This is a genomic window from Acinetobacter pittii ANC 4050 (assembly GCF_000399685.1).
Taxonomy (GTDB): Bacteria; Pseudomonadota; Gammaproteobacteria; order Pseudomonadales; family Moraxellaceae; genus Acinetobacter; species Acinetobacter pittii_E.
This window is the reverse complement of the sequence record NZ_KB976987.1, coordinates 806,009-830,670: the sequence shown is the minus strand read 5'-3', so window position 1 is coordinate 830,670 and position 24,662 is coordinate 806,009. Positions and strand designations below refer to the sequence as shown.

The 24,662-nt window shown below is 38.8% G+C and carries 25 protein-coding genes; 5 read left to right on the top strand and 20 right to left on the bottom strand.

Translation table 11 applies throughout. The features are described from left to right. Window positions 1-20: 20 nt before the first annotated feature. The 12 genes from F931_RS07830 to F931_RS07775 all read right to left on the bottom strand — a co-directional run bounded on the left by F931_RS07830 (window position 21) and on the right by F931_RS07775 (window position 12,778). Window positions 21-1,238, bottom strand: a complete 1,218-nt coding sequence (locus F931_RS07830) for a hypothetical protein (protein WP_080649630.1) — start codon at window positions 1,236-1,238, stop codon at window positions 21-23. Window positions 1,239-1,381: 143 nt separating this feature from the next. Continuing rightward, window positions 1,382-3,697 carry a primary-amine oxidase gene (gene tynA, locus F931_RS07825; protein ID WP_080649451.1) on the bottom strand — a complete coding sequence of 772 codons (2,316 nt, stop codon included), beginning with the start codon at window positions 3,695-3,697 and terminating at the stop codon, window positions 1,382-1,384. 207 nt (window positions 3,698-3,904) lie between these two features. Further along, a complete protein-coding gene (gene feaR, locus F931_RS07820; RefSeq protein ID WP_016140840.1) occupies window positions 3,905-4,819 on the bottom strand; it encodes a transcriptional regulator FeaR in 915 nt (304 codons plus the stop codon). A gap of 198 nt (window positions 4,820-5,017) precedes the next feature. Next, window positions 5,018-5,974, bottom strand: a complete 957-nt coding sequence (locus tag F931_RS07815; RefSeq protein ID WP_080649450.1) for a p-hydroxyphenylacetate 3-hydroxylase reductase component — start codon at window positions 5,972-5,974, stop codon at window positions 5,018-5,020. 45 nt (window positions 5,975-6,019) lie between these two features. Further along, on the bottom strand, window positions 6,020-6,973 hold the full coding sequence (locus F931_RS07810; protein ID WP_016140838.1) for a PDR/VanB family oxidoreductase: 954 nt from the start codon (window positions 6,971-6,973) through the stop codon (window positions 6,020-6,022). 34 nt (window positions 6,974-7,007) lie between these two features. Further along, window positions 7,008-7,745: an SDR family NAD(P)-dependent oxidoreductase gene (locus F931_RS07805; protein ID WP_016140837.1), complete on the bottom strand. Its 738-nt coding sequence runs from the start codon at window positions 7,743-7,745 to the stop codon at window positions 7,008-7,010. A 10-nt stretch (window positions 7,746-7,755) separates the two neighbouring features. Beyond that, the gene (locus F931_RS07800) at window positions 7,756-8,241 is read right to left on the bottom strand and encodes an aromatic-ring-hydroxylating dioxygenase subunit beta (RefSeq protein WP_016140836.1); all 486 of its coding nucleotides are present in this window, start codon (window positions 8,239-8,241) and stop codon (window positions 7,756-7,758) included. 10 nt (window positions 8,242-8,251) lie between these two features. Further along, entirely contained in the window at window positions 8,252-9,529 is a 1,278-nt protein-coding gene (locus tag F931_RS07795; RefSeq protein WP_005069110.1) for an aromatic ring-hydroxylating oxygenase subunit alpha, read from the bottom strand. Between the two features lie 29 nt (window positions 9,530-9,558). Then, window positions 9,559-10,086, bottom strand: a complete 528-nt coding sequence (locus F931_RS07790; RefSeq protein ID WP_016140835.1) for a nuclear transport factor 2 family protein — start codon at window positions 10,084-10,086, stop codon at window positions 9,559-9,561. A gap of 10 nt (window positions 10,087-10,096) precedes the next feature. After that, complete coding sequence (locus tag F931_RS07785; RefSeq protein ID WP_016140834.1) at window positions 10,097-10,456, bottom strand: hypothetical protein; 360 nt, start codon at window positions 10,454-10,456, stop codon at window positions 10,097-10,099. A gap of 27 nt (window positions 10,457-10,483) precedes the next feature. Then, entirely contained in the window at window positions 10,484-11,632 is a 1,149-nt protein-coding gene (locus F931_RS07780) for an acyl-CoA dehydrogenase family protein (protein ID WP_080593013.1), read from the bottom strand. Between the two features lie 36 nt (window positions 11,633-11,668). Further along, on the bottom strand, window positions 11,669-12,778 hold the full coding sequence (locus F931_RS07775; protein WP_016140832.1) for an amidase: 1,110 nt from the start codon (window positions 12,776-12,778) through the stop codon (window positions 11,669-11,671). Between the two features lie 149 nt (window positions 12,779-12,927). On the opposite strand from F931_RS07775, the gene F931_RS07770 reads away from it, so the two are divergent. From F931_RS07770 to F931_RS07760, 3 genes are all read left to right on the top strand, one after another. Beyond that, a complete protein-coding gene (locus tag F931_RS07770) occupies window positions 12,928-13,395 on the top strand; it encodes a MarR family winged helix-turn-helix transcriptional regulator (RefSeq protein ID WP_025470292.1) in 468 nt (155 codons plus the stop codon). Window positions 13,396-13,785: 390 nt separating this feature from the next. Further along, window positions 13,786-15,135 (top strand): spinster family MFS transporter, encoded by a 1,350-nt coding sequence (locus F931_RS07765; RefSeq protein ID WP_016140830.1) that lies wholly within the window; start codon window positions 13,786-13,788, stop codon window positions 15,133-15,135. Window positions 15,136-15,244: 109 nt separating this feature from the next. Next, the gene (locus F931_RS07760; protein ID WP_016140829.1) at window positions 15,245-16,501 is read left to right on the top strand and encodes an OprD family outer membrane porin; all 1,257 of its coding nucleotides are present in this window, start codon (window positions 15,245-15,247) and stop codon (window positions 16,499-16,501) included. 35 nt (window positions 16,502-16,536) lie between these two features. Here F931_RS07760 and F931_RS07755 read toward each other — a convergent pair whose 3' ends face one another. The 4 genes from F931_RS07755 to F931_RS07740 are packed head-to-tail and all read right to left on the bottom strand — an operon-like array spanning window position 16,537 to window position 20,372. Beyond that, window positions 16,537-17,280: an SDR family oxidoreductase gene (locus F931_RS07755; RefSeq protein WP_016140828.1), complete on the bottom strand. Its 744-nt coding sequence runs from the start codon at window positions 17,278-17,280 to the stop codon at window positions 16,537-16,539. A 16-nt stretch (window positions 17,281-17,296) separates the two neighbouring features. Then, entirely contained in the window at window positions 17,297-17,995 is a 699-nt protein-coding gene (locus tag F931_RS07750; RefSeq protein ID WP_016140827.1) for a histidine phosphatase family protein, read from the bottom strand. Further along, window positions 17,992-19,113: a phosphotransferase family protein gene (locus tag F931_RS07745; RefSeq protein ID WP_016140826.1), complete on the bottom strand. Its 1,122-nt coding sequence runs from the start codon at window positions 19,111-19,113 to the stop codon at window positions 17,992-17,994. Before F931_RS07745 ends, F931_RS07750 begins: the two co-directional genes overlap by 4 nt. 17 nt (window positions 19,114-19,130) lie before the next feature. Then, window positions 19,131-20,372 (bottom strand): acyl-CoA dehydrogenase family protein, encoded by a 1,242-nt coding sequence (locus tag F931_RS07740; protein ID WP_016140825.1) that lies wholly within the window; start codon window positions 20,370-20,372, stop codon window positions 19,131-19,133. Between the two features lie 88 nt (window positions 20,373-20,460). On the opposite strand from F931_RS07740, the gene leuO reads away from it, so the two are divergent. Both leuO and pcaU read left to right on the top strand, forming a co-directional pair. Next, window positions 20,461-21,381, top strand: a complete 921-nt coding sequence (gene leuO / locus F931_RS07735; RefSeq protein WP_016140824.1) for a LysR family transcriptional regulator — start codon at window positions 20,461-20,463, stop codon at window positions 21,379-21,381. Between the two features lie 42 nt (window positions 21,382-21,423). Beyond that, window positions 21,424-22,236, top strand: a complete 813-nt coding sequence (gene pcaU, locus F931_RS07730) for an IclR family transcriptional regulator PcaU (protein ID WP_004701378.1) — start codon at window positions 21,424-21,426, stop codon at window positions 22,234-22,236. Between the two features lie 93 nt (window positions 22,237-22,329). Here pcaU and F931_RS07725 read toward each other — a convergent pair whose 3' ends face one another. The 4 genes from F931_RS07725 to F931_RS07710 form a co-directional block, all read right to left on the bottom strand. Beyond that, window positions 22,330-23,196, bottom strand: a complete 867-nt coding sequence (locus F931_RS07725; protein ID WP_016140823.1) for an MBL fold metallo-hydrolase — start codon at window positions 23,194-23,196, stop codon at window positions 22,330-22,332. Between the two features lie 4 nt (window positions 23,197-23,200). Beyond that, window positions 23,201-23,614 (bottom strand): DUF6691 family protein, encoded by a 414-nt coding sequence (locus tag F931_RS07720; RefSeq protein WP_025470291.1) that lies wholly within the window; start codon window positions 23,612-23,614, stop codon window positions 23,201-23,203. Between the two features lie 4 nt (window positions 23,615-23,618). Next, entirely contained in the window at window positions 23,619-24,032 is a 414-nt protein-coding gene (locus F931_RS07715; protein ID WP_016140821.1) for a YeeE/YedE family protein, read from the bottom strand. Window positions 24,033-24,167: 135 nt separating this feature from the next. Next, a complete protein-coding gene (locus F931_RS07710) occupies window positions 24,168-24,626 on the bottom strand; it encodes a DUF6438 domain-containing protein (protein ID WP_080649628.1) in 459 nt (152 codons plus the stop codon). Window positions 24,627-24,662: the final 36 nt, after the last annotated feature.

The following is a 24,662-nucleotide window of genomic DNA, read 5'->3' as shown; positions in this document are numbered from 1 at the left end:
ACGGTCTCCTTTGCTCTGATTTAATAGATGTATTGCAAAATTAACTGTGCATACACATTAGTTTTGTCATCGTAGTTTTGAGTACCACCACTATGGATATCGTGTTTCGGTTTATAGAGTCCCACTAAAGGAATAACGTTGAATTTTTTATTAACCGACCAAACCGAAAATACATCCAGTTCATGTCCATCTACATTAGTTAAAGATTCATTAACTGTTTTGAACTTATAGGCCAAAGCACCTAACATAAAATTTTCTTTTATATTCATTCTGTAAGAAACTTGGTGAATATCTGCATTTTTATTAAATGGACCTGCATAGTTTCCTGCAACCTCCCCATGAACCCAGCCACCAAATTCGAGTATATTTCCATAAAACATCGGATCGTATTGGTCAGAAAAATGGCTAAAACGGTAACCTAAAGAGGGCGTATATTTTGAAGATAAAAAGTTATAGTTCAGCGCTAAATAGCCAGCATTTTCTTGACTATCTTTTTTATCTTGTACAACAAACTCAGTTTTAACTTGTAGCTCAGGCAAAGGTTGATAATTCAAACGTAAAGCATAATTTTTAAGATCTTCGCGCCCTGAAACATGTTCAGCATCTTCAAGGTCTAATACGTTTAAATAAGTAAATCCAATGCCCTTATCTTTAAGCTGATACATCAGGTCGGTTACAAAGAGTTCAGATGAAAGTTGTGCTTTGTTATTGGATTTTAAATAAGCCAACTTTAGCGTGGTATTCTCTTGCAGTTTGTATTGAAGCAAACTTGTAAAATCAAAGCTTCGACGAGCTGCCAGATAATATGCTCCGCCCCGATCAAGGGCGCCATCTGCAGGCACTTTACCGAGATTTACTGCATCACCCACGATGAAAAAACCTTCACCAATCATGATATTTTGTCGACCAATACTTAGATCATAGGTCGTTAACTCATCTTTATTGGTGCCATCTTTAAAACCCAAAATCCATTCATTCACATCTGTTTTGCGTTCTTTACCATTACTATTTTGGCCTGCATCGCCATCGCCAAATGTTGCTGAGCTAATACCACTTAAGCTTGCATAGAGTTGATTGTTTTTAAAGGTGTATTGTCCTTTAGCACCATATTTAAGATGACCTTCTTGCCAATTGATTCTTTCATCATCTAGGTTTTCGCCGTTATAGCTTTTACCGCTACTAAAAGCTCCAAAAGTTGCTTCAAAAGTCGGTTTAATTTCAAGCTCGCCAGCATGCACAGTTGAAAAAAATGAGACAAAGAGAGTCCCTCTCATAACTTGAGAAAGTAGAGTTTTCATACAAAATTCCTTTTTTGTGAATGGTCTACCAGACGCTAAGAGTGGGTAACCATTTCGTTACCCATCTCGCGTGATACACGTCTTTAGTGATGGTCGTGCTGCGTGCTTTGCTCTTCTTCACCCAAGTTTAAAGTCGGGGTGTTGTCAAAGAAGTTCCAAGGTTTGATTAGGGTATAAACCCATTCTGTCGGCATAATTGGCCATTCTTCAGCACGTGCCACATGGGTTGTGCCTGTTGTCATCCACACCACAAGGTCTTTATTTTCAATATTTTCGTTGTTACCAATGAACTGTCCTAACCCTGTATCATGAGTTGAACGGTTTGAATATTTCCCTTCAGGGTAGCGTTCGTCTGGATTGTACTGAGTCACCCAAATTTGCTTATCCATAAAGTTCAAACGTTTAAATAACCATTCATCTTTAGAAAAATTAGCTCCTTTCGCCACAGGATGTGTTCCACCTGCAAACGGAATCAATTGGTAAGAAACCGGATTACCTAATTTATTTTCCTTATTGAAATTAGTCAGTAATCGAATGGTAGATGGATCAAATTTTTCAGCCGCATTTTGCTCGTTGGTAATGACTTTACTATCGATTTGCATCGTGCTTGTACGAACACCGCCTTTGTCATTGGCTTTCACTACAGGGTCCATATGCATAAAGCTGTTGTTTTCCCCATCTACATCCATATCTAAGCGGAAGTTATAGATGTGCTGATGCGTTGTACCCACAATATTATGGTCAATTAAAGTTCCATATTTGGTGTCTTCTTTGGCGGTACTGTCATGCATGGTGCGTGATTTAACGCCTTTAACAGCTTCAATACCTGTTGCACCCGCATTAATTCCAATTACACCATTTTGGGAAAATACCCAGTCAAACATGTAATCGTAGTTACCCACTGTACTAATCCAGCGCACGACAAGTTCACGGCGAGCTTCACTGGCATCCTGATTGCCAAAAATTTCGTGATGTTTATATTCAGGTCCTGCATAACGTTCAAATACAGCAATGGCATTTGGAATTACTTGTGGCTGGCCTTTATAGTCTGCAATCACTGCATCAAGTAAAATCGCATTTTCCGGTGCATCGGTTCCAAGTTGAATGGCTGATGTGAGTGTTCCCATTCCGTACTCACCAGAGTCCAGATAAGACTTAAAGTACCATCCCATGTCAGGGTCACCATATGGAACCACCATTCCACCAAGGTTACCTTCATACATGACTTTACGTTTTACGCCTTTATCTTTATATGTCACGGTTGAAAGCTGCAGGCCAACACGAGAGTCTAGTGCGACATGGAAGCACCAATTACCCCAATGTACTGTTTGTCCTGTAATAGAAAAGTTCTTACCTTCGGGTTCACTAATGTTCAACGGTTTGATTTTCGGTGGTTTGGTATTTTTAGTGGCATAAGGTCGATCCGTCATCGGAACAGGAATCATGGCCCCTTCTTCGATCTTAATAATCTTTTCTTTATCTAAATCAACCACAGCCACCAAGTTTTCAATTGGATGTGCCCAATAATTACCATCGCCAGTATCTAGATACGACACAACTTTTAAAACGTTAAGCTGCTTATCCAAACCATCTTTACCACCAAAATATCCAACGGTTAATGGATTGGTAATGACTTTCTTAACATCTGTTACACCACGTTTGCGTAAAGCATCCTGATATTCTTTACTCGCTTCAATCACGCGCTGTACAGTTTCAAAGTTATCGAGCAAGACCATTCCATGAGTATCTTTAAGTACATTCCATTTTGTGACTTGCTGAGTGTTAAGGTTAACTTCACCTTCAATCGCTTGATTGCCTTTTAACAAAATGAAAGATGCAATTCGAGCGTCTTTATATTCTTTGTGATTAATAAAATAATCCCAAACTTTGGCTTTTTCTGGTTCTTTTAGTTTTAATTCGGCAAAACGCATATTTTTATAGGCATATTTTGAGCGATTAATGACATCAAATGTCTTTTTAATTTCGTCAGAATTTAAACTATTGAGTGGATGAAACGTATTTTCAACTTTAAAAGTTTGATCTAAACCAGACTGAAATACTTCATTAAAGAAGTCTTTTCCAATAACAGGTTTATTATCTTTAATTAATAGTGGGACGCTTAATTTTAGAGGTTTTCCATTCACTAAAACCTGATCTGAATTTGGCTTGGCTCTTACCACGATAGAGCCTTTGGTAATCATATAAGTATTAGTAAAATCGTCTTTGACAACTTTAGCGCCTTGCTCACTCATGTTTTGGTAAAGAGATACCATTTCAGCTTTTCCACCATGAGCAAAAGCTTGAGTATTTAATCCCCAAAAGCTTGCAGCTATTGATAAGTTAAGCGCTAATATCTTTTGTATGTCATTCAATAATCGTTGTTTACGCATTGGTTTCATCCTTTTCTCTATCCCTGAACCATCTGAGTCAGACAGTTAAAATGCACTTTCCTATGTGTGAAATTTATTAAATAAACTTAATAGTTCTATGCTTATTAAGCTCATCTAACCTGTTCTAATTAATTTAATTTCAACACACTTGCATGGGGCTAGCTTGTTCAAGAATGACCTAGAACTTGTCTAAAAATGACATTCAGAGATGAAAATTTAAACTGTCATACCCTCTCTAAATTCTTTAGGAGAAATGCCATAAGTCTTCTTAAAGATTTTTGAAAAATGAGCACCATCCCAAAAACCCCATTTCAAGGCAATCTGGGTAATTGAGCTTTGTTTATTTCTTTTATCGAGTAAATCTGCTTTGACTTTTTCTAGGCGTTTGAGCTGTATATATTTGTTAATAGATAAATTTTCTTGAAGAAATAAACGGTAGAGATGTCGTAGTGATACTCCAATATGCTCTGCAATTAATTTAGGGGTTAAATCTGGTTTTGCTAAGTTCTCAATAATAAAACGCTCGGCTTTTTCCATCAGGTTATTGGAGCTATTAATATTTTTATAATTAATTGTGGGTTTGATTAAGGCAATTAGGGCATCTTCAAAAGCATTACCATCTTCGGTTGCGTACCAAAGTTTGATATTTTCGGGGGACATATTTTTCAAAATATTTTTTAGTAAAAAACCACTCATATTTTGCGTAATCAGTTTTCCAAAATATTCGGTACTAATATTTTCTTTAAGTAATTTTTCACGTGAGAGATGGACGGAAATCTGGCTTACCAAGCCTTGTGGATACATCGAAATGGTTTCGACTGGGTCGACCAACACAATATCGCCTTCATTCAGAGTTAAAGTTTCATTTTTATATTCGAGCAGCATTTTTCCCGAATACTGCAAAATCAAAAAGCAAAAACGATTATTAACGCGGTCGATTTCATCGGCTTTTCGGACAATTTTATTGGCATTGTTTTTGATAAAAGCAATTTCGGTATCACCCAATAAAAAGCATTGAACCTCACCAATGAATAAATTACGGGTTCCATCAAAATCGGTTTCAAAATTACCGCACACATTTTTAATGTGGTGCGTCCATGTGAGTAATGCATCACTTACATATTGGTTCATCCCTTACCTCTCTATACACGCGCCACAGCTCAAGACTTTTCTTTTGCTGTAGTTCACTGTCTTGGCTTATTTGCAATCATGTTTTATTGATAAACAAATTATGTGCCAAAAATTCCTTGTCCATGGAATTCTTTTATTGATAGTCAGCTAGATGTAAAGAAGCTGATAAATCAATTCAATTTATCAGCTTAATGGGGCTTATGCTACACCTGCAAAATCTCGCAGCATGGTAATAAAAATATCCTTTTGCTCATCAGAATATTTTTTAAACACTTCATTTTGGTGACTGTCGGCAATATCAAACAAATACTGCGCCGTTTGTTTACCTTTCTCGGTCAATGCATACAAATTATCGTGATCGACCAGTAACCCTTCAAATTTTAGAATTTCAGCCGATCTTTCAACTTCTTGCATTGGCATAGCAATATCGCGCGGTAAATCTTCTTTACTTGAAGCAGTACCACTGGCTAAAACGAGCAAGAGACGTGATTCACTGGTACGGAACCCAGAAGCCATTTGCTTAGGAATATAGTCAGTTTGATAGGCTTTAAAAGCTCGGCTCATCAAGTAGCAGACATTATTATATAAGTGCCCATAATGTGTTTGGTCTACGCCGTTCTGTTCAGTTTGTTTAACTTGAAGGCTCGGATGCGGCATTACACAAGAATATGCACCTTGATGGTAAACCAGCGGGCTTCGGCCTTGGTCATGGAAACGGACGACCTTACCAATAATAATCCAGTGGTCACCACCTTCGATCACTTGATAACGTTCGCACTCAAACACTGCAGAACAATTTTCTAAAATGGGTGCGCGTCCTGCGCCAAGTTGAAAATTTGTGTCGGCAAATTTATCAATATTGCGTCTAGAAAACTTATTTGACAGCTCAATTTGCGTGCCTGATAAAATATTGACTGCAAAATGAGTTGCTTCTTCAAATACTGAAAAACTTGACGATTTTTTATCAATACTCCACAAAATAAGTGGTGGGTCTAGAGACACTGAGTTAAAGCTATTTGCAGTTACACCGACTTTCTCACCTTGTGCATTTTGTGCTGTAATAATGGTAACGCCTGTTGCAAAATTTCCTAATGCTCGTCGGAACTGTAGTGGATCGACCGTAAACTCATCTATTTGTTGTAATACATTCATCATCTTTCTCCTAAACCTTTTCTTACATCCATATAAATCGCGAGAGCATTAGATATCTAAAACTAGTCTCGGTGTTTTAGAGCGCGAACAGCACACCAATATTTGTTCATTGCTGGCTTTTTCTTCATCAGTAAAATAAACATCTCGATGGTCAGGTTCGCCTTCAATCACATCGCACATGCAGGTTCCGCATACGCCTTGCTCACAAGACATTTCAATCTCGATGCCTTCTTTAGCCAATGCCTGCAAAATGGTTTCACCTGCTTGAACCATAATGATTTTTCCACTACGCTCAGCCACCACCTCAAATGAATCTCCAGAAGTGTCGGTTTCAACTTGGAAATATTCTTTGTGGATTTGCTGCTCAGGAAAATTATGAGTCGTAGCAAGGTTAATCACCCAGTCCATAAAACCGACTGGACCACAGGTGTAAATATGGCTCTCAAGGTCAATATCTTTAATGGCAGATTCAAAAAATGCTCTATGGCTTGCACCTTCGGATTTAAAATGAAAAGTTGTGTACTTGGCTAACTCACCATTTTTAATTTCATCAACAAAAGCACAGTTTTCTGGGCTAGCGCCGCAGTAGTGAAGCTCAAATGATTCACCTTCATGTGCAAGTTGATATGCCATCGTAATTAACGGCGTAATCCCGATACCACCACCAATCAATACACTATGTTTCGCTTTTAAAAGTGGAAATAAATTTTTTGGCTCACTGACCTGAATTTGCATGCCATCTTTAATTTCATCAAAAGCCGAGATTGAGCCACCACGTGATTCAGGATCACGTAAAATTCCAAGACGAAACTTACCTTCGTCATTTGGATTTTGGCAAAGTGAATATTGGCGCACCATGCCATTTGGTAAGTGCACATCAATATGCGCACCTGCTTCAACTTTTGGCAATGTTGTAGAAGTTGCAGATTCAAATTCCATGACTGCAATATTTCCACCTTCCACATGGCGATTTTTAACGACAACATCATAAAGTGTAGTCATGATTCAACTCCCTTTTCATGGTTAAGCACGTGGCTTAACGCATGAATAAACCACCGTTAATATCCCATGTTGCACCAGTCACAAATCCCGCATTTGGACTCGCGAGCAAGCCACAAGTTTCAGCAATGAAATGCATACTCCCTAAGGCCTTAACCGGAATATTCTGGATGAACTGTTCCATCTTTTCGTCTGGCACCACACTATGAACGATTGGTGATTCCATTGGACCCGGTGCAACCGCATTGACCGTCACCCCTTTTGCCGCAAACTCTTTGGCAAAAATTTTGGTTAACGTCACAATTGCGCCTTTGGTTGCCGCATAGTGTGCACCCGTCGCAGTACCGCCATTTTGTCCCGCTAACGACGCCATATTAATGATGCGTCCATAGCCTTTTTTAGCCATATATTGGCCAATAATTTGACAAGCCTGAAAGGTGCCGCGTTGGTTGACTTGGGTCACCCAATCAAAATCGGCTGCGGTAATTTCTAATACGGGCGTTGCTTTGGTGACGGTGGCATTGTTAATCAACACATCAAGTTTAGAAAACTTCTCTTCAATCCACTGCACGGCAGCATGAAAATCTGCTTCGACCGAAATATCTAATTTCACTGGAAACATATTTTGTGCATATTGACTTTGCGCCTTGGCATTTTCGGCTTTTTCAAGCGTACTTGCCGACAAAATCACTTGATGACCTTGGCTCGCAAAATATTCAGCAATGACATTACCGAGTCCAGAAGCAGCACCTGTCACTAAAACAACCTGTTTCATGTTACCGCTCCTAAAGAATGTAGCTAATACCAGCCAAGGTATCGGTCGAATTAACCAAGTTGATGATTTTACGGTTAATCTTAAAACCTGTACCTGCATCGCGAGTCAAATGGTAAGTAATATCTGCGGTGTAATGCTTAAGGTTTTCTTTACGGAATTCACGTAAGTTTTGAGCACAACGCAAAACGATTTCATCATCTTGATCTTGAACAATGCGCACACGAGAAACACTACGCACCGTATTTGCTTTAGGCGCTGTAGAAATCGCCTCACCATTTTCTAGACGCTCTACACGTAAAGTACGCATATGATTATCGTCATAGGCATAATTTAAGTTGTTTTCGTAATCCGTTAGGTTTGGATCAATTGGAATGATATAAACGCCTTTTTCATTCCATAAATTGAGCCATTCGCGGTATTCACTGTGGTCTAACATATCTGCTTCAGCCCAGATGAAAGCAGTGACTTCATTTAATAATTGCAGATTCATATTCATTGCTCTCTCCTTAAGCCGTCATCATCTTTTTCCACTGCTGATAGGCTGCACGCATACCTGTTTCAGCACTGACATCACTTTTTAAGCCATCTTCGGTTTTGACTTCGCCCGGTAAACCACGGTTGAGCATGATCCATAAATCATTACCCGCATTGGCGCCGTGTTGTACGCGTTCCCAAGCTTCTGAGTCATCTGGAGTACCAAAACCAAATGGGCCTTGGAAATGTTCATGCAAACGTAAGCGATATTGGTTGGCAATTTGCGGACCACCGTCCATGGTAATTACCGAGTGATGAATTTCTGTTTCAGCAACTGAAATTGGCTGTAACACACGGAAGAACGCCATTGAACATGCAATATTTGGGAATAAATTTAAGTTAAAGCCAGAACCACCTACTGCACGAACAATACGGCGTACTTCTAACTCTTCATGACCTTCGTCGCGCAAAGCTTGAGCCAAGTCTTCAAAGCGCTCTTGAATTGGTCGCTCCATAAGCTCTTCGTCTAGATCAACCAATTCAGGAATCATCACCATAACACTGTGACCATTACCTAAGTCTTCAACAAAGCCCGGTTGGTTTTCGAAGTTAAAGAGTTCTTCGGTTTTTTCATCTACAGAACTTAAGAATGACTTGTGTACCAACGGGAAGTGATAAGCATCGGTGGTATTTTCAAGCTGGATTTTCCAGTTACCTGGGAAACGGAAACGGTGTTCACCCAGCACTTTAATTGGATAACCTGCACCTTGTTTCATAAACAGGTCAATCCATTTTTTTGCTGGCCCAAGGAACTCTTCAAGCGGTTGAATGTCTTCTTTAAATGAAGCGAAGATCATGCCGTTATATTCTTCTACACGTAGACTCACCAACGGTAATTCTGATTTATCTAAACAATCGCCGTAACTTTCCGGAGATGGCACACCACGCAAACTACCGTCAAGTGCATAACTCCAACCGTGGTACGGACATACAAAACTGTTGGTTTTTCCTTTCTTATGTTCGCATACAGTTGCTGCACGGTGACGGCAACGGTTTAAAAGTACATGGACTTTCTTTTTACGGTCACGTACCACAACCACAGGCTGTTTACCGATATTAATGGTTTTATAGCTTCCGCCTTCTGGAATTTCGCTGGCATGCGCAACCCACACCCAAGTGCTATAAAAGATTTTTTCCATTTCTTCATCAAAAATGCGTTCATCTTTATAAAGAGAAGTATGAGCACGGTCACTTTGAACCAAAGCATCGTAATCAATGCCAATGTTATGCGTCGGGATAATACTGTTCATATCAATAGTCCTTTTAAATATGTCCTGGGTCATTCCTGGGAAGGTACCGGCAATTCAGCTTCACTGTGCCAATGCGATACGGGACGACTGAAAATATTCTGTGTTTGGAAATGTTTAATTTTCCATGTTCCATCTGCTTGCTTTTGAAATTTCACATTGAGCTTTGCTGCATTCAGATGACTACGGCCATCTTTAAAGGTTGAAGTTTGCAACATGAGCCAAGAAGCATTTGCATAGCCTTGGTTTACATAAATTTGTTCTGAATTGACAAAGTGTGCATTCATAACAAAGTGAGATTCTTTTTGGGTATAGCTTTTAAACATGTCGTAAATCGACTGCCAAGAATCATAACGACCAAAAGATTTGGCATATTTCTCGCCAATACCTTCCCAAATACAGTCTTGATCAAAAAGATTCATCAGCTCGTCAAGGTCTGTATTTGCATTAAGCTCGTCGCAGATTTCCATATAACGGTTCAGGCAATTACGAATCGCGTTGTGCGCTTCTAACTGTTCTAGTCGCTCTAAGATTTCTGCCATATTCACTTTGTCAGTCATTGCGGTCGCCTTAACGTTGGATAACCAATTCGCGCCCAACACGAGCTTCAACTTTGCAATATTTCCAAAGTTTGTATGGACCTTCACCCACCACCGTCGTTCTAAATAAGTTACATGCGGCATGTACGGTTTCAATATCTGGAACATCGGCAAGCAAATAAGTTGTCCAAGGCCAACCCGCACTTGGACCAACCATGCTTTGGTCATCATCAAGATTTCCAAAAACATGCACGCCCGGTAAGTAATGAATGCCATTCCACATTTCACCAAATGCTGCCCAAACTGCTTTTGCTTCAGCAGGTTCGGCGTCAAAAAAGTTTTGGTTAATACCCATACAGAACAAAACACGTAATGATTTTTTAGCTTCCATCTCAATATCCTTTTTAAAAATTAAAACTTATAAATAACCAGGGGTTGGCTTTAACCCGAAACTAATTGAGCCTGCATTTTGTAAGGTCGCATCACCCATAAAGGCATGTTGGGTCACCACGTTGGTGTCATTTACAAAACGGCTAAATGGATTGTTGGTATAGATTGCTGTCATACCCGCGAGCATTTGCATTTTTCGGGTCACTTTGGCGCAAACTCGCGCTGCATGGGTACATGCCAGACGCATATCACTAATTTGTTCAGCAGTGGCTTCACGCCCAGCAATAATTTCATTCCAGACAATATCCATGGTTTGATAAAACCAAGATTTTGCAGCCTGAAACTCTGCATCAGCTTGAGCAAATTCATATTGAGTCACTGGGCGGTTTGCAATTTCTGACCCGCCCGTAATAGATGCTTTACCCGGCGCCAGTTTTTCAAATTCTTCTAATGCAGCAGCTGCAACACCAATACCAACTACAGTTAATACTTGAGTCGCTAAAGACAGTGACGGATATTTAAAAAATGGCTCGCTGAGTTTTGAAGGTTCACCACGTACAAAGGTCCATTTCTTTTCGACCAATACATCTTCGACCACCAAATCATGGCTTCCCGTACCTTTTAGGCCAACGGTGTCCCAAGTCATTTCAATTTTGGCTTTTTTCGCAGGCATCACGGCCATACGTGGTAAGCCCTGCATTTCATTGTTTTTAAGTGGTGAAATCCCTACACCCACAATGTCGGCCCCCATACAACCGCTTGAGAATTTCCAACGGCCACGAACCACTACACCTTCATCGGTAATTTCAGCAGGTTGTGGTGGGAAAATACCTCCGGCAAACACAACATCTGGTCCGTTTTGGTACAATTCTTTAAGCGTTTCTTCTGGCAAACTTCCTAAATAAGCAGGGCTCATGCCGAAACTTGCTACCCAGCCCACCGAACCATCAGCTTTAGATAAAGTTTCGATCAATTCGCAAAACTGTCGTGGTGACCATTCTTCACCACCAAAACGTTTAGGCACCAAGGCACGGTAAACGCCAATTTGTTTAAGTTTTTCGATAATATCTTGGCTCACGTAGGCCTGATTATCGAATTCACCTGTACAGGCACGCTCTCGTATTTCTTGGCACAAAGCATCTAAGTCAACTGCTTTGTCTTGAGAAGCAAACTCCATTTTAGACAACTTATTCATCATCTAACTCCTTGTAATTTATTGCATTGCATCAACAAAAAATTTAGCTATAGTGCATAATTGCTCATCTTTTTGATGCTTTGATACGATCTGTAGGCCCACGGGTAACCCTTCACTGGTTTCAAGTGGCACTGAAATGGCTGGATGTCCTGATAAATTAAATGGTCGAACTAAACCCGTAAGATTTAAAAAAGCGACTGTGTTTTCAGCCTCAGAAACTTTCGGTGGAATTTGTGGAAGTGTCGGTAAAACCAATGCATCATATTTTTCTAGTAGTGCATCAAGTTCTTGGGTCAGCTGCGTTTTCACAACTTCTGCTTGTTTCACTTGCTCTAAAGTTGTTGCGGCAGCTTTTAATAAACGACTATTTACATCAGAACCAACTAAGCCTGTTTGAGTTAACTCACCAAAAGCTTGCCAATTTTCATAATTAATAATCTGCATACCTGCATCAAAAGCCGCTTCAAAATATTCAACTTTTTCTAAAGTGGTCTGTAAATTAGCTTTTTGAAGTGCCTGATGGATACAGTTCCAAATAACCTCATCTGCTTTGACATCCAGAACAGCAAGTTTTGGTGCATTAGTAGATGCAGAAGGTTTGAAAGTTGGATCAATAATCTGCATGGCCTTTTCAATCATCTCGACTGAATTTGCAAAAGGGCCAACGCAATCTAAAGAACTTGATGGTGGATAGACGCCCTTTCTGCTAACACGGCCAAAAGTCGGTTTTAAACCAAAAACTCCACAACACGCAGCGGGCATACGGATAGAGCCGCCCGTGTCTGTTCCTAAAGTAAAGTCAGCTTGCTTTGCAGCAACTGCTGCAGCCGAACCACTCGAAGACCCACCTGGAATAAGTTCAGGATATTTAGGATTAACAGGTGTACCAAAAGCGTGGTTAATGCCTGTAATACCAAAAGCCAATTCGTGCAAATTTGTCTTACCAATAATTTCGCAGTCAGCTTGCAAGATGTTTTTAACCACCTCAGCATCATCGTGCGCAGGTTCAACATTTAATAAAGCTCGACTGCCAGCAATGGTTTTTAGACCTTGAATATCAATTGTGTCCTTCACCATCACCTTGAGCTTGCCACTTCCTTTGTGCACGCTTTGGCTAACAATATTCATTCACTTTTCCATGTATTTTTATTCATTAATTAAAATATCGGAAAATTTAATGGAATTGTCAAGTATTTTTTATAATTTGTTCTCAAGGAAATATGCAAAATTTTGTTTATAATAGGATTACCCTTTTTTCACTAAGTTATTGCTTAGCTATGCTTGATCATTTAGAACAATTTCTTCCTAATAAAGAACCGTCGAGTATTCAAAACTTCCCTTTTTTTTGGGTTTCCCAAGTGAATGGTAAGTATTCACAACTGATTGAAAAATCAATAAAAAAACTAGGTATCGATAATACACGCCGTAAAATTATTTTAAGTACTAACGCTCTTGGGGAAGCCAGTATCACCGACATCGCCAATCTTTCTACTTTAAAATTAACTACCGCAACCAAAGCTGTATATCGGTTGGTAGAAGATGGAATTGTTGAGGTCTACTCTTCTACCTCCGATGAACGCATCTCGATGGTGAAATTAACAGCCAAAGGTATTGAGCTGGTTGAACAGATTAATCAAATTAGTGTGGTCACCTTGGCAGGCATCCTGAATGCTTTTTCAGAAGATGAATTGCACAATTTAAATTCTCAGTTAAAGAAATTATTTGATCTTATGCCATCAAGTTAGATATTTCTTTCAATAAAAATTAGCCCTTTTGAGCAGTTAAAAATTTATCTTCTTTAACTGCTCCTTTATTAAAATAAATAGAATCAAATTATTACCTCAGTAAAATATTCGTATATTTCTACTTAACATACTTTTTAAGTATTCTAACATACTCAACAAGTAATGGAATTTTACATATAAAAAGAAAATAATAATTCCATGATCTTAAAAGCCCAATTACTTCCTAATTGGATTTAGACACTCTCTTCCGGTCTGTACGAGACCAAATTACTCATTTCTAACCTATTTATTATTCTTATCTAAAGGGGGAAAAGTATCGAAAACTTCAGAGGAATAATAAAAGTTAGATATCAATTTTTTTAAAGCGTTTTATACATAAGGATTAAGTGTATGAACCAAAGTAATATCGCTGTTGAAAGGACACAGAAAAAAAGCAATGCCTATGCATGGTATGTGGTGATACTTTGTATGTTGGCATATATATTTTCATTTATTGATCGCCAAATTCTGGCGCTGATGATTGAACCCATCAAAGCAGATCTCCAACTTTCAGATACCCAATTTAGTTTGTTACATGGTCTTGCCTTTTCACTATTTTATGCGGTTATGGGATTACCACTCGCTTATATTGCTGACCGTTTTTCACGACCAAAACTGATTTCAATCGGGATTATTGTTTGGAGTCTAGCAACGGCAACTTGTGGTTTAAGTAAAAACTTTATTCAACTATTTTTAAGCCGTATGGCAGTAGGTGTCGGTGAAGCTGCGTTATCTCCAGCTGCTTATTCAATGTTTAGTGACATGTTTAGTAAGGACAAACTAGGCCGTGCTGTTGGGATTTATTCAATTGGTGCTTTTTTAGGGGGCGGTATTGCCTTTTTAGTTGGCGGTTATGTCATTAACTTGCTTAAAGGCGTGACACTCATTGAAGTTCCACTATTAGGCGCACTTAAAGCATGGCAAATTGCCTTTTTAGTGGTGGGTTTACCCGGCATTATTATTGGTTTGTTATTTATTTTGACCGTTAAAGACCCTGCGCGTAAAGGCCAACAGCTCAACCAACATGGACAAGTCGACCAAGTTAAATTCACACAATGTCTTCAGTTTATTAAAAAACATTCGAAAACTTTTGCCTGTCACTATTTAGGTTTTACCTTTTATGCAATGGCGCTCTATAGCCTGACTAGCTGGACACCTGCATTTTATATTCGAAAGTTTCAACTCGCACCGACTGAAACAGGTTATATGCTCGGCACAATTCTATTAATTGCAAATACATTAGGTGTGTTTTGTGCAGGTTGGCTAAACGACTGGTTTATTAAAAAAGGTCGTCAAGATGCACCGATGTTCACAGGTGTGATTGGGATTGTTGGCCTGATTATTCCAATTGCATTTTTTACCCAAACAGATCAGCTTTGGCTTTCAGTCAGCTTACTGATTCCTGCAATGTTCTTTGCGTCTTTCCCTTTAGTGATTTCGGCAACTGCTTTGCAAATGTTAGCCCCCAACCAATTTAGAGCACGACTTTCTGCCCTCTTCCTTTTGGTCAGTAACTTAATTGGACTCGGTATTGGTACAACATTGGTAGCCATTATTACAGATAAAGTTTTTGGTAGTCCGTTAATGGTAGGTTCTTCTTTATCTATTGTAGGTGGTCTGTCTTGTGTAGTGGCTTTAATTCTGCTTTTTAAAGGCTGCAAATTCTTTAGTGAAAGCATGAAACTTGAAAAATTAAATTAATAGCTCTTACCTTTTGCAAAAAAGTACTCTCTATCTAAACACATAGAGAGTACCGAAATATTCAAAATTAAGTATTGCCGAGGACAGGCATATATCTGGGAAATGGATTATGGAATTATTTCACCGTTTTAAACCACACACTTTAGCTGTTACTACTTTATTACTTATGTGCAGCAGCTCATGGGCTGCAAATCCGAATCAGCAAACTGAAGATGAATGGAAATTCACTTTAAAAAATGCATATATCAATCGTGATTTTGATAACGATGCACTCAAAGATACCGGCAGTTGGTCTCAGGCAGCATCATTATTTTATAAATCAAAAATGCATGACACTCCATTAGTCATAGCAGATAAGCCAATCACGATTGGGGCCGATGCTTCTGTCCAATACGCCGTGCGCCTAAGTTCAGATAAACATGTCGCCGACACAGTTTTGCCTTTTAATAAAGAAACACAATCTCAGGCATCAGACTATCTAAAATACGGCGCGACTTTAAAACTAGGTTATGACAGAACTCTTTTAAGTATCGGTGAACTCTGGCTAGATTTACCTGTAACAGCTGTTGATGCTAGCCGACAGTTACTCACTTCATATTGGGGAACTAACTTAAAGTCGCAACTTTCAGATCAGCTCTATGCTGAAATTGGCCGAGTAGAAAAAGTATCTCCACGTAATGAAGAAGACTTTAAAAAGTTTTCATTCACGGCAAATGGAATTACTAAAGAATCTGATGGCTTAAATTATATTGACCTGCGATATCAATTCACGCCGTCACTCAAGGGCGAATATTACTTCGGTAATTTGGAAGATCTGTATAACAAGCATTATGTTGGACTTGAACATACGTGGAAGCAGCCAACTTTTGCCCTTACCTCTAAGTTTAAGTACTTTAATGCAAAAGATGACGGCAATACTTTTGATATTGATGCGCAGAACATCGGATTACTTGAAACCGTTAAAGTAAAAAACCATACCTTTGGTTTAGGTTACCAACAAATTATTGGTGAATCGGCTTACCCGCTACCAGATGGCTTCTTACCAGAAACCTATTTCATTAACTGGAATGCCACAGGTTTCTTTAAAGAAGATGAAAAGTCTTACCATGTCATGTACGGCTACGACTTTAAAGATTATGTACCCGGTTTAAATGCGATGGTGAAATATGTTTACGGCCATGACTTCAAAGCAGCCAACGGTGAAAAGAACCATGAAACTGAATCGAATGTGATTTTAAACTATGCGTTCCAGCAACCATTCTTAAAAGGCGTTGCCCTGCAATACATTCGTATTGATTACAACGTAAAACATGGTAATGACTTTGGGGAAGACCGCTTTTTTGTCAATTACACCAAAAAGTTCTAAATAAAAAATACCCCCTAAAATTTAGGGGGTATTTTTTATTCTAATTTATTGACCAACTTTAAAGGTAAAACTTTCATGGCAATACTCATTGGTAACCATGGCCACTGCGGCACATAAGCCTTTACAGGTTGTTTTTCGATGGCTTTGACCAAAGCTTTACATCCTGTTTTGGCATCTACTTCAAATGGCAAATGTTTAGCGCCTTCATTCATTTCAGTTCGGATGTAACCCGGAAAAATTGTAGAAACTTTAATTGGTGTATCCAATAATTCAGCACGAATACCTTCGGCCAAGTGAGCCACCGCAGCTTTACTGGCCGCATAGGTCGATAAATGTTTTGGTAATCCACGCATAGCACTCATGGATGACATCACCACCAAATGGCCGGCGTTTTGTGCTCTAAAAATTTCAACCGCTGCTTCACATTGTGCTAAAGCAGAAATAAAGTTCGTTTCAGCAGTTGCCTTATTAATTTCGAAATTACCTTTACCAATACGACGGCCATTTCCGACTCCCGCATTTACAATAATTCGGTCTAAATAGCCAAATTCTTGTTTAAAGGCGCGAAATACTTCAAAAACCTGATCGTAATTGGTGACATCCAGACTTTTTGCAATGACTTTAATCCCATACTCAGTTTCAAGTTCAGTTTTTAAATCTCCCAATCTGTCTAAACGGCGTGCACAAATTGCTAAGTTATAGCCTTTGGCTGCAAATTCATGCGCCATACCCGCGCCAAGACCTGAACTTGCACCTGTAATTAAAATTGTCTTCGCCATGCTTTTATCCTTATTTTTAAATCCATGTCAGTAAATCTGGACGTTTAGCTTTTATAAAATGATGTTCATTTAAACTTAACACCTGAGCTTCATTTCCAACCAAACGCAAAGTGGTGAGGCTTGTATTAGCAATTGCCCAATTCAAGGCAAAAGTTCGATTGGGGCTCAGTTCAAGCAGTTTGCCAATTGCTACGGAAATCACACCACCAGAAGTAAAAACAACTGCATAGCGAGGCTTAGTTTTTGCCAAATCATCACAAAGTTGTTGTAATGCCGTTTCGACTCTTTCCTTAAAGTGTGGCCAAGACTCATCATATTCATGATGAAAATCACCATCAGTCCATCGTCCAATGGCGCCTTCAAATATTTTGGCAAGATAAGCACGCGGGTTTTGTTCTTGCGCCACGTCAGCTTTTAACAGTTCAGGCTGTTCAAAACGCGGTTCATAGCGGGCAAAAACTTGCTGATGGTTAAACTCATTCCATAAATTATTATGATGAATCACCGCATCTGGAAAGCATTCATTGAGTGCGAGCTTTGCAGTTTGTTCATGGCGCTGCATAGTTCCCGCAACTACATACGGTTGTTCTTTCAATATTTGCTTAAAATATTGACCTAATAAAGTCGCTTGAGCTTCACCATTTTCAGACAGCTCATCATAATTACTTTTACCAAATGATGCCTGCCCATGTCTTACCAGATAAATTGTGGTCATCTTCTTAAAATACCCTGTATTTTCTGTAGAGATTGCTGAGCAAATTCTGATTCTTGCAATTTTTGCTGCGCGATAAGTTTTAAAGCTCGGATATGTAGTGCATGAATGACAATCCAGAAATCTTTAAAAGCAGGGTTTCGGGTTTGTTTATGGTAATAACGGTAATAGATTTGCTGAGCAATCACGGCTAAACGGAATACACCAAACACTTCATAAAAAGCCCAATTTGTAGGTTTCAGACCTGTTTTTTGCAAATAATACTCAACCACTTCTTTTCGAGAGAACATTCCCTTTAAGTGAGTTGGCTGACGGCGCGTCGATCTAAAAATCATGTTATCCGTTGGCTCAACCCAATAGGCCAACGCACTTCCCAAGTCCATTAATGGATCACCCAAGGTCGCCATTTCCCAATCCAGCACACCAATCACTTCTGTTGGATGTTCTGGGTCTAACACCACATTATCAAAACGCCAATCATTATGAATAATACAAGTCGTAGAGTCCTGAGGGATATTATCGCTTAGCCATTTTCGAACATATTTAAAAGAAGGAACGTTGATTGTGCGGACTTTCTCGTAACGTTTATCCCATCCTTCAACTTGTCTACGGCAATATCCTGCACCTTTGCCTAGTTCAGCTAAAGGCGTGTTCTCATAAGGAACTTGATGTAGCTCAATCAACTTATCAATGACATTTACACAAAGTTGATGCACATCATCTTCATTAAAACCAAGCTCAGGCGGTAGTTTTGCACGAGGAATAATGCCTTCAATGCGTTCCATCACATAAAAATCACAGCCAATGACCGACTCATCCTGACAAAGTGCCACCATTTTAGGAAGCACTGGATAATAAGGCGCAAGATTTTTCTGCACCATATATTCACGGGCCATATCATGGGCTGACTTCGCTTTTGTTCCTTTTGGAGGACGCCGTAAAATTAAATCGGTATTTTCATACTTTAAACGATAAGTCCAATTCGACGCCCCACCTGTATATTGAGTAACAACTGCTGGACCAACCAACTCAACACCTTGGCTTTTTAACCAGTTTTCAACTGCCCCAATATCAAGCTCTTCACCTTCACGTACTTCACCGCCTATATCAATTACCGACATATTCACTTCCTTTAAACTTATACTTTCTTATGACGACCATAACCACGTTTGGCCAACTCTAATTTGGCAATCATGCCTTTATGTACTTCATCTGGACCATCAGCTAAACGTAAACTGCGTGCTTGGGCAAAGAAACCTGTTAATGGTGTATCTCTTGAAACACCCGCACCGCCATGTAACTGAATTGCCATGTCGACTACTTTTTCTAAAACACTTGGAGCGACCACTTTAATTGCAGATATTTCTGTTAAAGCAGCCATATTTCCTAAAGTATCCATTTTATAAGCAGCATACAAGGTTAAAAGTCTGGCTTGATCTATGGCGACCCGAGCATCAGCCACGCGTTCGAGGTTTCCACCGAGTTTTAAAATTTCTTTGCCAAACGCCGTTCTAGACATGCCGCGATCAATCATAAGTTCTAGCGCTTTTTCAGCAGCCCCAATACAGCGCATGCAATGGTGAATACGTCCTGGTCCTAAGCGACCTTGGGCAATTTCAAAACCTTGCCCTGCTCCGCCAATAAAGTTTTCGATAGGCACTCGAACATTATTAAAATGAACTTCACCATGTCCATGCGGTGCATCGTAGTCACCAAACACAGGTAACATCCGCTGAATTTCAACACCTGCCGTATCAATCGGTACTAAAACCATAGAGTGTTGATGATGACGGTCTTTGGTTTCATCTGGAGTATGCGCCATAAATATAATGACTTTGGCATTTGGATCACCTAAGCCAGACGACCACCACTTTTTGCCATTTAAAACAATTTCATTACCTTCGATTAAGGCAGTCGCTTGCATATTGGTGGCATCACTTGAAGCAACCTCGGGTTCAGTCATACAAAAAACCGAACGGATTTTGCCGTCCAATAAAGGCTGTAGCCATTGCTGTTTTTGTTGTTCACTACCATAACGCCATAACAATTCCATATTTCCCGTATCTGGTGCATTACAGTTAAAAACCGTAGGTGCCAATAAACTACGGCCAGTTAATTCGGCTATATGCGCATATTCTTGAACAGTTAACCCAGCGCCCAGCTTTTCATCGGGTAAAAACATATTCCAAAGGCCAGCTTCCTTCGCTTTAGATTTCAGAGTTTCTAAGAGCTCTGGCCATTGCCATTTTTTCCAGTTTCCATCTGGATTTAACTCATGAACTTCTTCCCAAAATTTTGCTTCGACAGGTTCTATTTCTTCTAAAATAAATTTTCTAGTTCGCTCGGTGAAGTCCTGAGCTTTCTTTGAGAGTTCAAACATTCTTTTTCCTTTACATCATTAGCTGGTCTTTACATCAACATAACTTGAAACTTAATATGAATGAAATGATTTTATTGAATAACATCTAATGAATAATATTCATAACTTGCATGGCCTAGACCTAAGCTTTTTTCATCGAATTGATATCAATTTATATCCACTTTTTGTTGCGATTTATGAGCAAAAAAGCATTTCAAATGCAGCAAGCAGTCTCAATATTACGCAGTCGGCGGCAAGTCATGCTTTACAACGATTACGCCAACAACTTGAAGATGATGTATTTATACGTGTAGGCAATAAAATGTCGGCCACTCCTTTTGCAGAACAGATTTATCCAACTGTTAAACAAGCACTTTTAACCATTCAAAATATTAGCCAACAGAAACACGTCTTTGATCCAACAAGTCTAAAAAATTTAAAAATCGCCGTGCATGATGAAATTGAGCCGATTATTCTTCCAAGACTCGCTCAACACTTTCAAAATCTTAATTTAGATTTGCAGTTTGTCAGTATGAAGCTAGATCGAAAACACATCATGGCGGACTTGGCAACACAGCAGCTCGATTTTGTGATTGACCTAGAACAATATTTATCTCCAAAAATTACCTTTGATCATTTGGTAACAGATGAGTTCGTCATTTGCAGTCAACTTAAAGAAGTCGATTTATCGAGCTATATTAGTGGTCGACATATCGGTGTTTCGTCACGCCGTACAGGCGCCTTACTTGAAGATATTTATTTAAACCAACATCAAAAAATTTCAAGAAATGTATTTATGCGCTGTCAGAACTACTCAACGGCACTACAAGTTTTAGGTGCTCAAGCCAACGCAATACTGACCATGCCACGTATGATTTTGCAGCATTTATCTTATAGTCCTGAAATTTGCTTACATTCCCTACCTTTTGAGATAACCAATATTAAAATGGGTATGTTTTGGCACGAAGATTTAAGGGATAATTTAAGACATCAATTTTTGCGACATGAAATTATTAAACTTTTTCAGTAAAGCACATTGATCTACTAAGCTTCTATCGTACAAGGACCAGTAATGAGTAAAGATGAACGGATAATCCAGAATCAGGACAACAAAAAAACGATTCGTCATGAAGATTACATTGCTGGTATTGGTAAAGGCATGGCAATTTTAGATAGCTTTAGTAGTAATCAACATCGTTTAAATATTTCGATGGCGGCCGAAAAAACCGGACTCACTCGTGCAGCCGCAAGACGCCATTTATTAACTTTAGAATATTTAGGTTATCTTGAATCTGATGGACATTATTATTATTTAACTCCCAAAGTCTTGAAGTTTTCAGGAGCTTATTTGGGTGCAGCCCAGCTTCCGAAAGTGTCTCAGCCTTTATTAAATCTGTTAACTAACCAAACTTCTCTCATTTACTCCGTGATGGTACTTGATGGGTATGAAGCCATTACCATTGCCCGTAGTGCCGCGCACCAACAAACAGACCGTGTAAATCCATACGGCTTACACTTAGGTAACCGTCTGCCTGCTCATGCGACCTCAGCGGGTAAAATTTTACTGGCGCATTTAAGCCAACAAGAACAACTCGACTGGCTTCAAAAATATCCACTTCAGCGTTTAACTAAATATACCCATGTCGAAAATGATAAATTTTTAGAGTTACTAAAAGAGATTCGAGAACAAGACTGGTGTTATTCGCGTGAAGAACATGAATTAGGAGTTCATGCGCTCGCCGTACCGATTTATGGACAAGACTTTAAAGTCGTTGCAGCTTTAAATATTGTTTCACCTACTATGAAAACAACTGAAGAATATTTAATTCAACACATTTTGCCTTTATTGCAAGAGACTTCGCGGGATTTGAGGCAAGTTCTTTAAATCTTGCTTAGGCTATTTTATTGAAATGAAATTTATTTTGCTTAGGCTATTTATAGAGAATGATGGTAATTTAAAGAGTTGCTTAGGCTATTTTTAGAAGTAATTAAATGGAATTTTTAAATAACGGATGCCATTCGCTTCAGGTTCCGGAAAATTTCCACCGTTCATATTAATTTGAATGGAAGGCAAAATTAATTTTGGCATTGCCAAAGTTGCATCTCGTTCTTGGCGCATTCTTATGAATGAGTCCTTAGAAACGCGTCGGTTTAAATGAATGTTGCTTTGCTTTTGAGTCTTAATATTTGTTTGACAGATATATTCATCACGACCTTCGGGTTTATAGTCATGGCATAAGAACATACGCATTTCGTCAGGAAGTTGGTAAAGCTTTTGTACGGAATCATAAAGCTCAGCAGCACTTCCTTTAGGAAAGTCGCATCTCGCTGAGCCATAATCGGGCATAAATAAAGTATCACCGACAAAAACAGCATCACCAATCACATAGCTTAAGCAAGCAGGTGTATGCCCTGGTGTAGGAATGTTATAGGCTTCTATATCTCCTATTTTGAAATGTTCATAATCTTCGAACAAATAATCAAAAGGCTGATTTTCATTAAATTTTTTAAAATCAAAATTATATATAGTGGAAAATGTTTCTTGTACGATTGAGATTTTTTGACTAATTGCAATTGTACCGCCCAATTTAGATTTTAAATATTGAGCCGCGGTCATATGGTCGGCGTGGACGTGAGTTTCTAAAATCCATTGCACTTTAAAGTTTTGAGCCAAAACATAATCGACAATACGATCGGCATTAGTTGTTTTTGTAGTTGCCGAAGCTGCGTCATAGTCAAGCACACTATCAATAATTGCGCATTGATGAGTCGCTAAATCTGCAACAACATAGCTAAAAGTATTGGTGTTTTCATCAAAAAAATCTTTTACTAGAGGTTGTTGCATAGGTTTAATTTCCTTTATTTAAGACTCGGTAAATAAACATTCCTAATAACATAGCGACAATAAAATAAAGCGCTTCAAAATATCCTAACCCTATAAGCGTTAAAGCGGGTGCTGGACATATCCCTGCTATTCCCCAGCCTATACCGAAAATAAAAGCCCCAACAATTAATCTTTGGTCAATCTGTGTATTTGTTGGTAATTGAATTTGTTCATTAAAAAGTGTTTTAGGGCTTTTTATAGCCTTTTGAAATGGAATAAATGCCACAAAAATTGCACCTAACATCACAAACATTAAGCTAATATCCCACTGCCCAAAGATATCTAAAAAACCTAATACCTTTTCAGGATTAGACATGCCCGAAATCATTAAGCCTAATGAAAACAAACCACCAAATATAAAAGAAAAAATGTTTTTCATAGGATTACCCCAGCACATGACGAATGATATAAACCGTTAACATGCCAGCAAACATAAAAACTACTGTCGCCACTATTGAGCGTTTTGATAATCTGCTCATACCGCAAATACCATGCCCACTTGTACATCCAGCGCCTAACCGGGTTCCAAAGCCAACAAGTACACCTGCTAAAATAAGTGCAAATGTATTGGCTTTAATTTCAATTTCAGGCTGATAGAAATAGCCATATATGAAAGGTGTAATCACGAGCCCAGCAATAAACCAAAATGCTGAACTTTTAAAAATATCTTTAGTAGGATTTATAACTTGAGCAAGTAATCCACTAATTCCGGCTATACGACCATTTATATATAAATATCCAACTGTTGCGATGCCGAGTAATAAACCACCTACAAAGGCATAGACAATATTTGACATATAACCACTCTTAACAATATATATTTTTATAATTTGTATTATACGCTGATTTGTTTAGGAATACTTAAAATAAAATTTTTAAGTTTATAATTGTTCTTAACAAGAAAAAGCCCCAAAGTTTTGGGGCTTTTGTCATTAAATTAGATCTTTAATGCCTAATTGATCTGGCAAGTTATCCATAATCTTATTAAGTCTACTATTTGCTGGAGACATGCAACCTTTATAATGGCTTAACTTAGTTTCTGTACCATTTGGTTGAATCCATGAAATATAATAGCTAGACATGTCGGTTGCAGTTTGCTGACATCCACCAGTTTTCGCTTGTGTACCTGTTTCAGGTCGGTAAGTTTTTAGATCATCTGCAAGTTTTTTATAATCTTTTACGCTACCTTGAATTTCTTTAACACCGATAGCTTTTGTATATTGTTTACCTTCAAAACGAATTAAACCCGTAGGTGTTACTTCCACAGAATAGATTGGGCATGCGCCAAAGCATGGACTAGAAGCATAACGAATTGTCTCTTGTGTATTCGGTGCTTGCTGAACAGAAGCACAACCCATCAAAGCTAAACCAGATAAAGTTGCAAGAACCAAAAATCTCATCGTATCACCTATTATTATCAAGTGGCT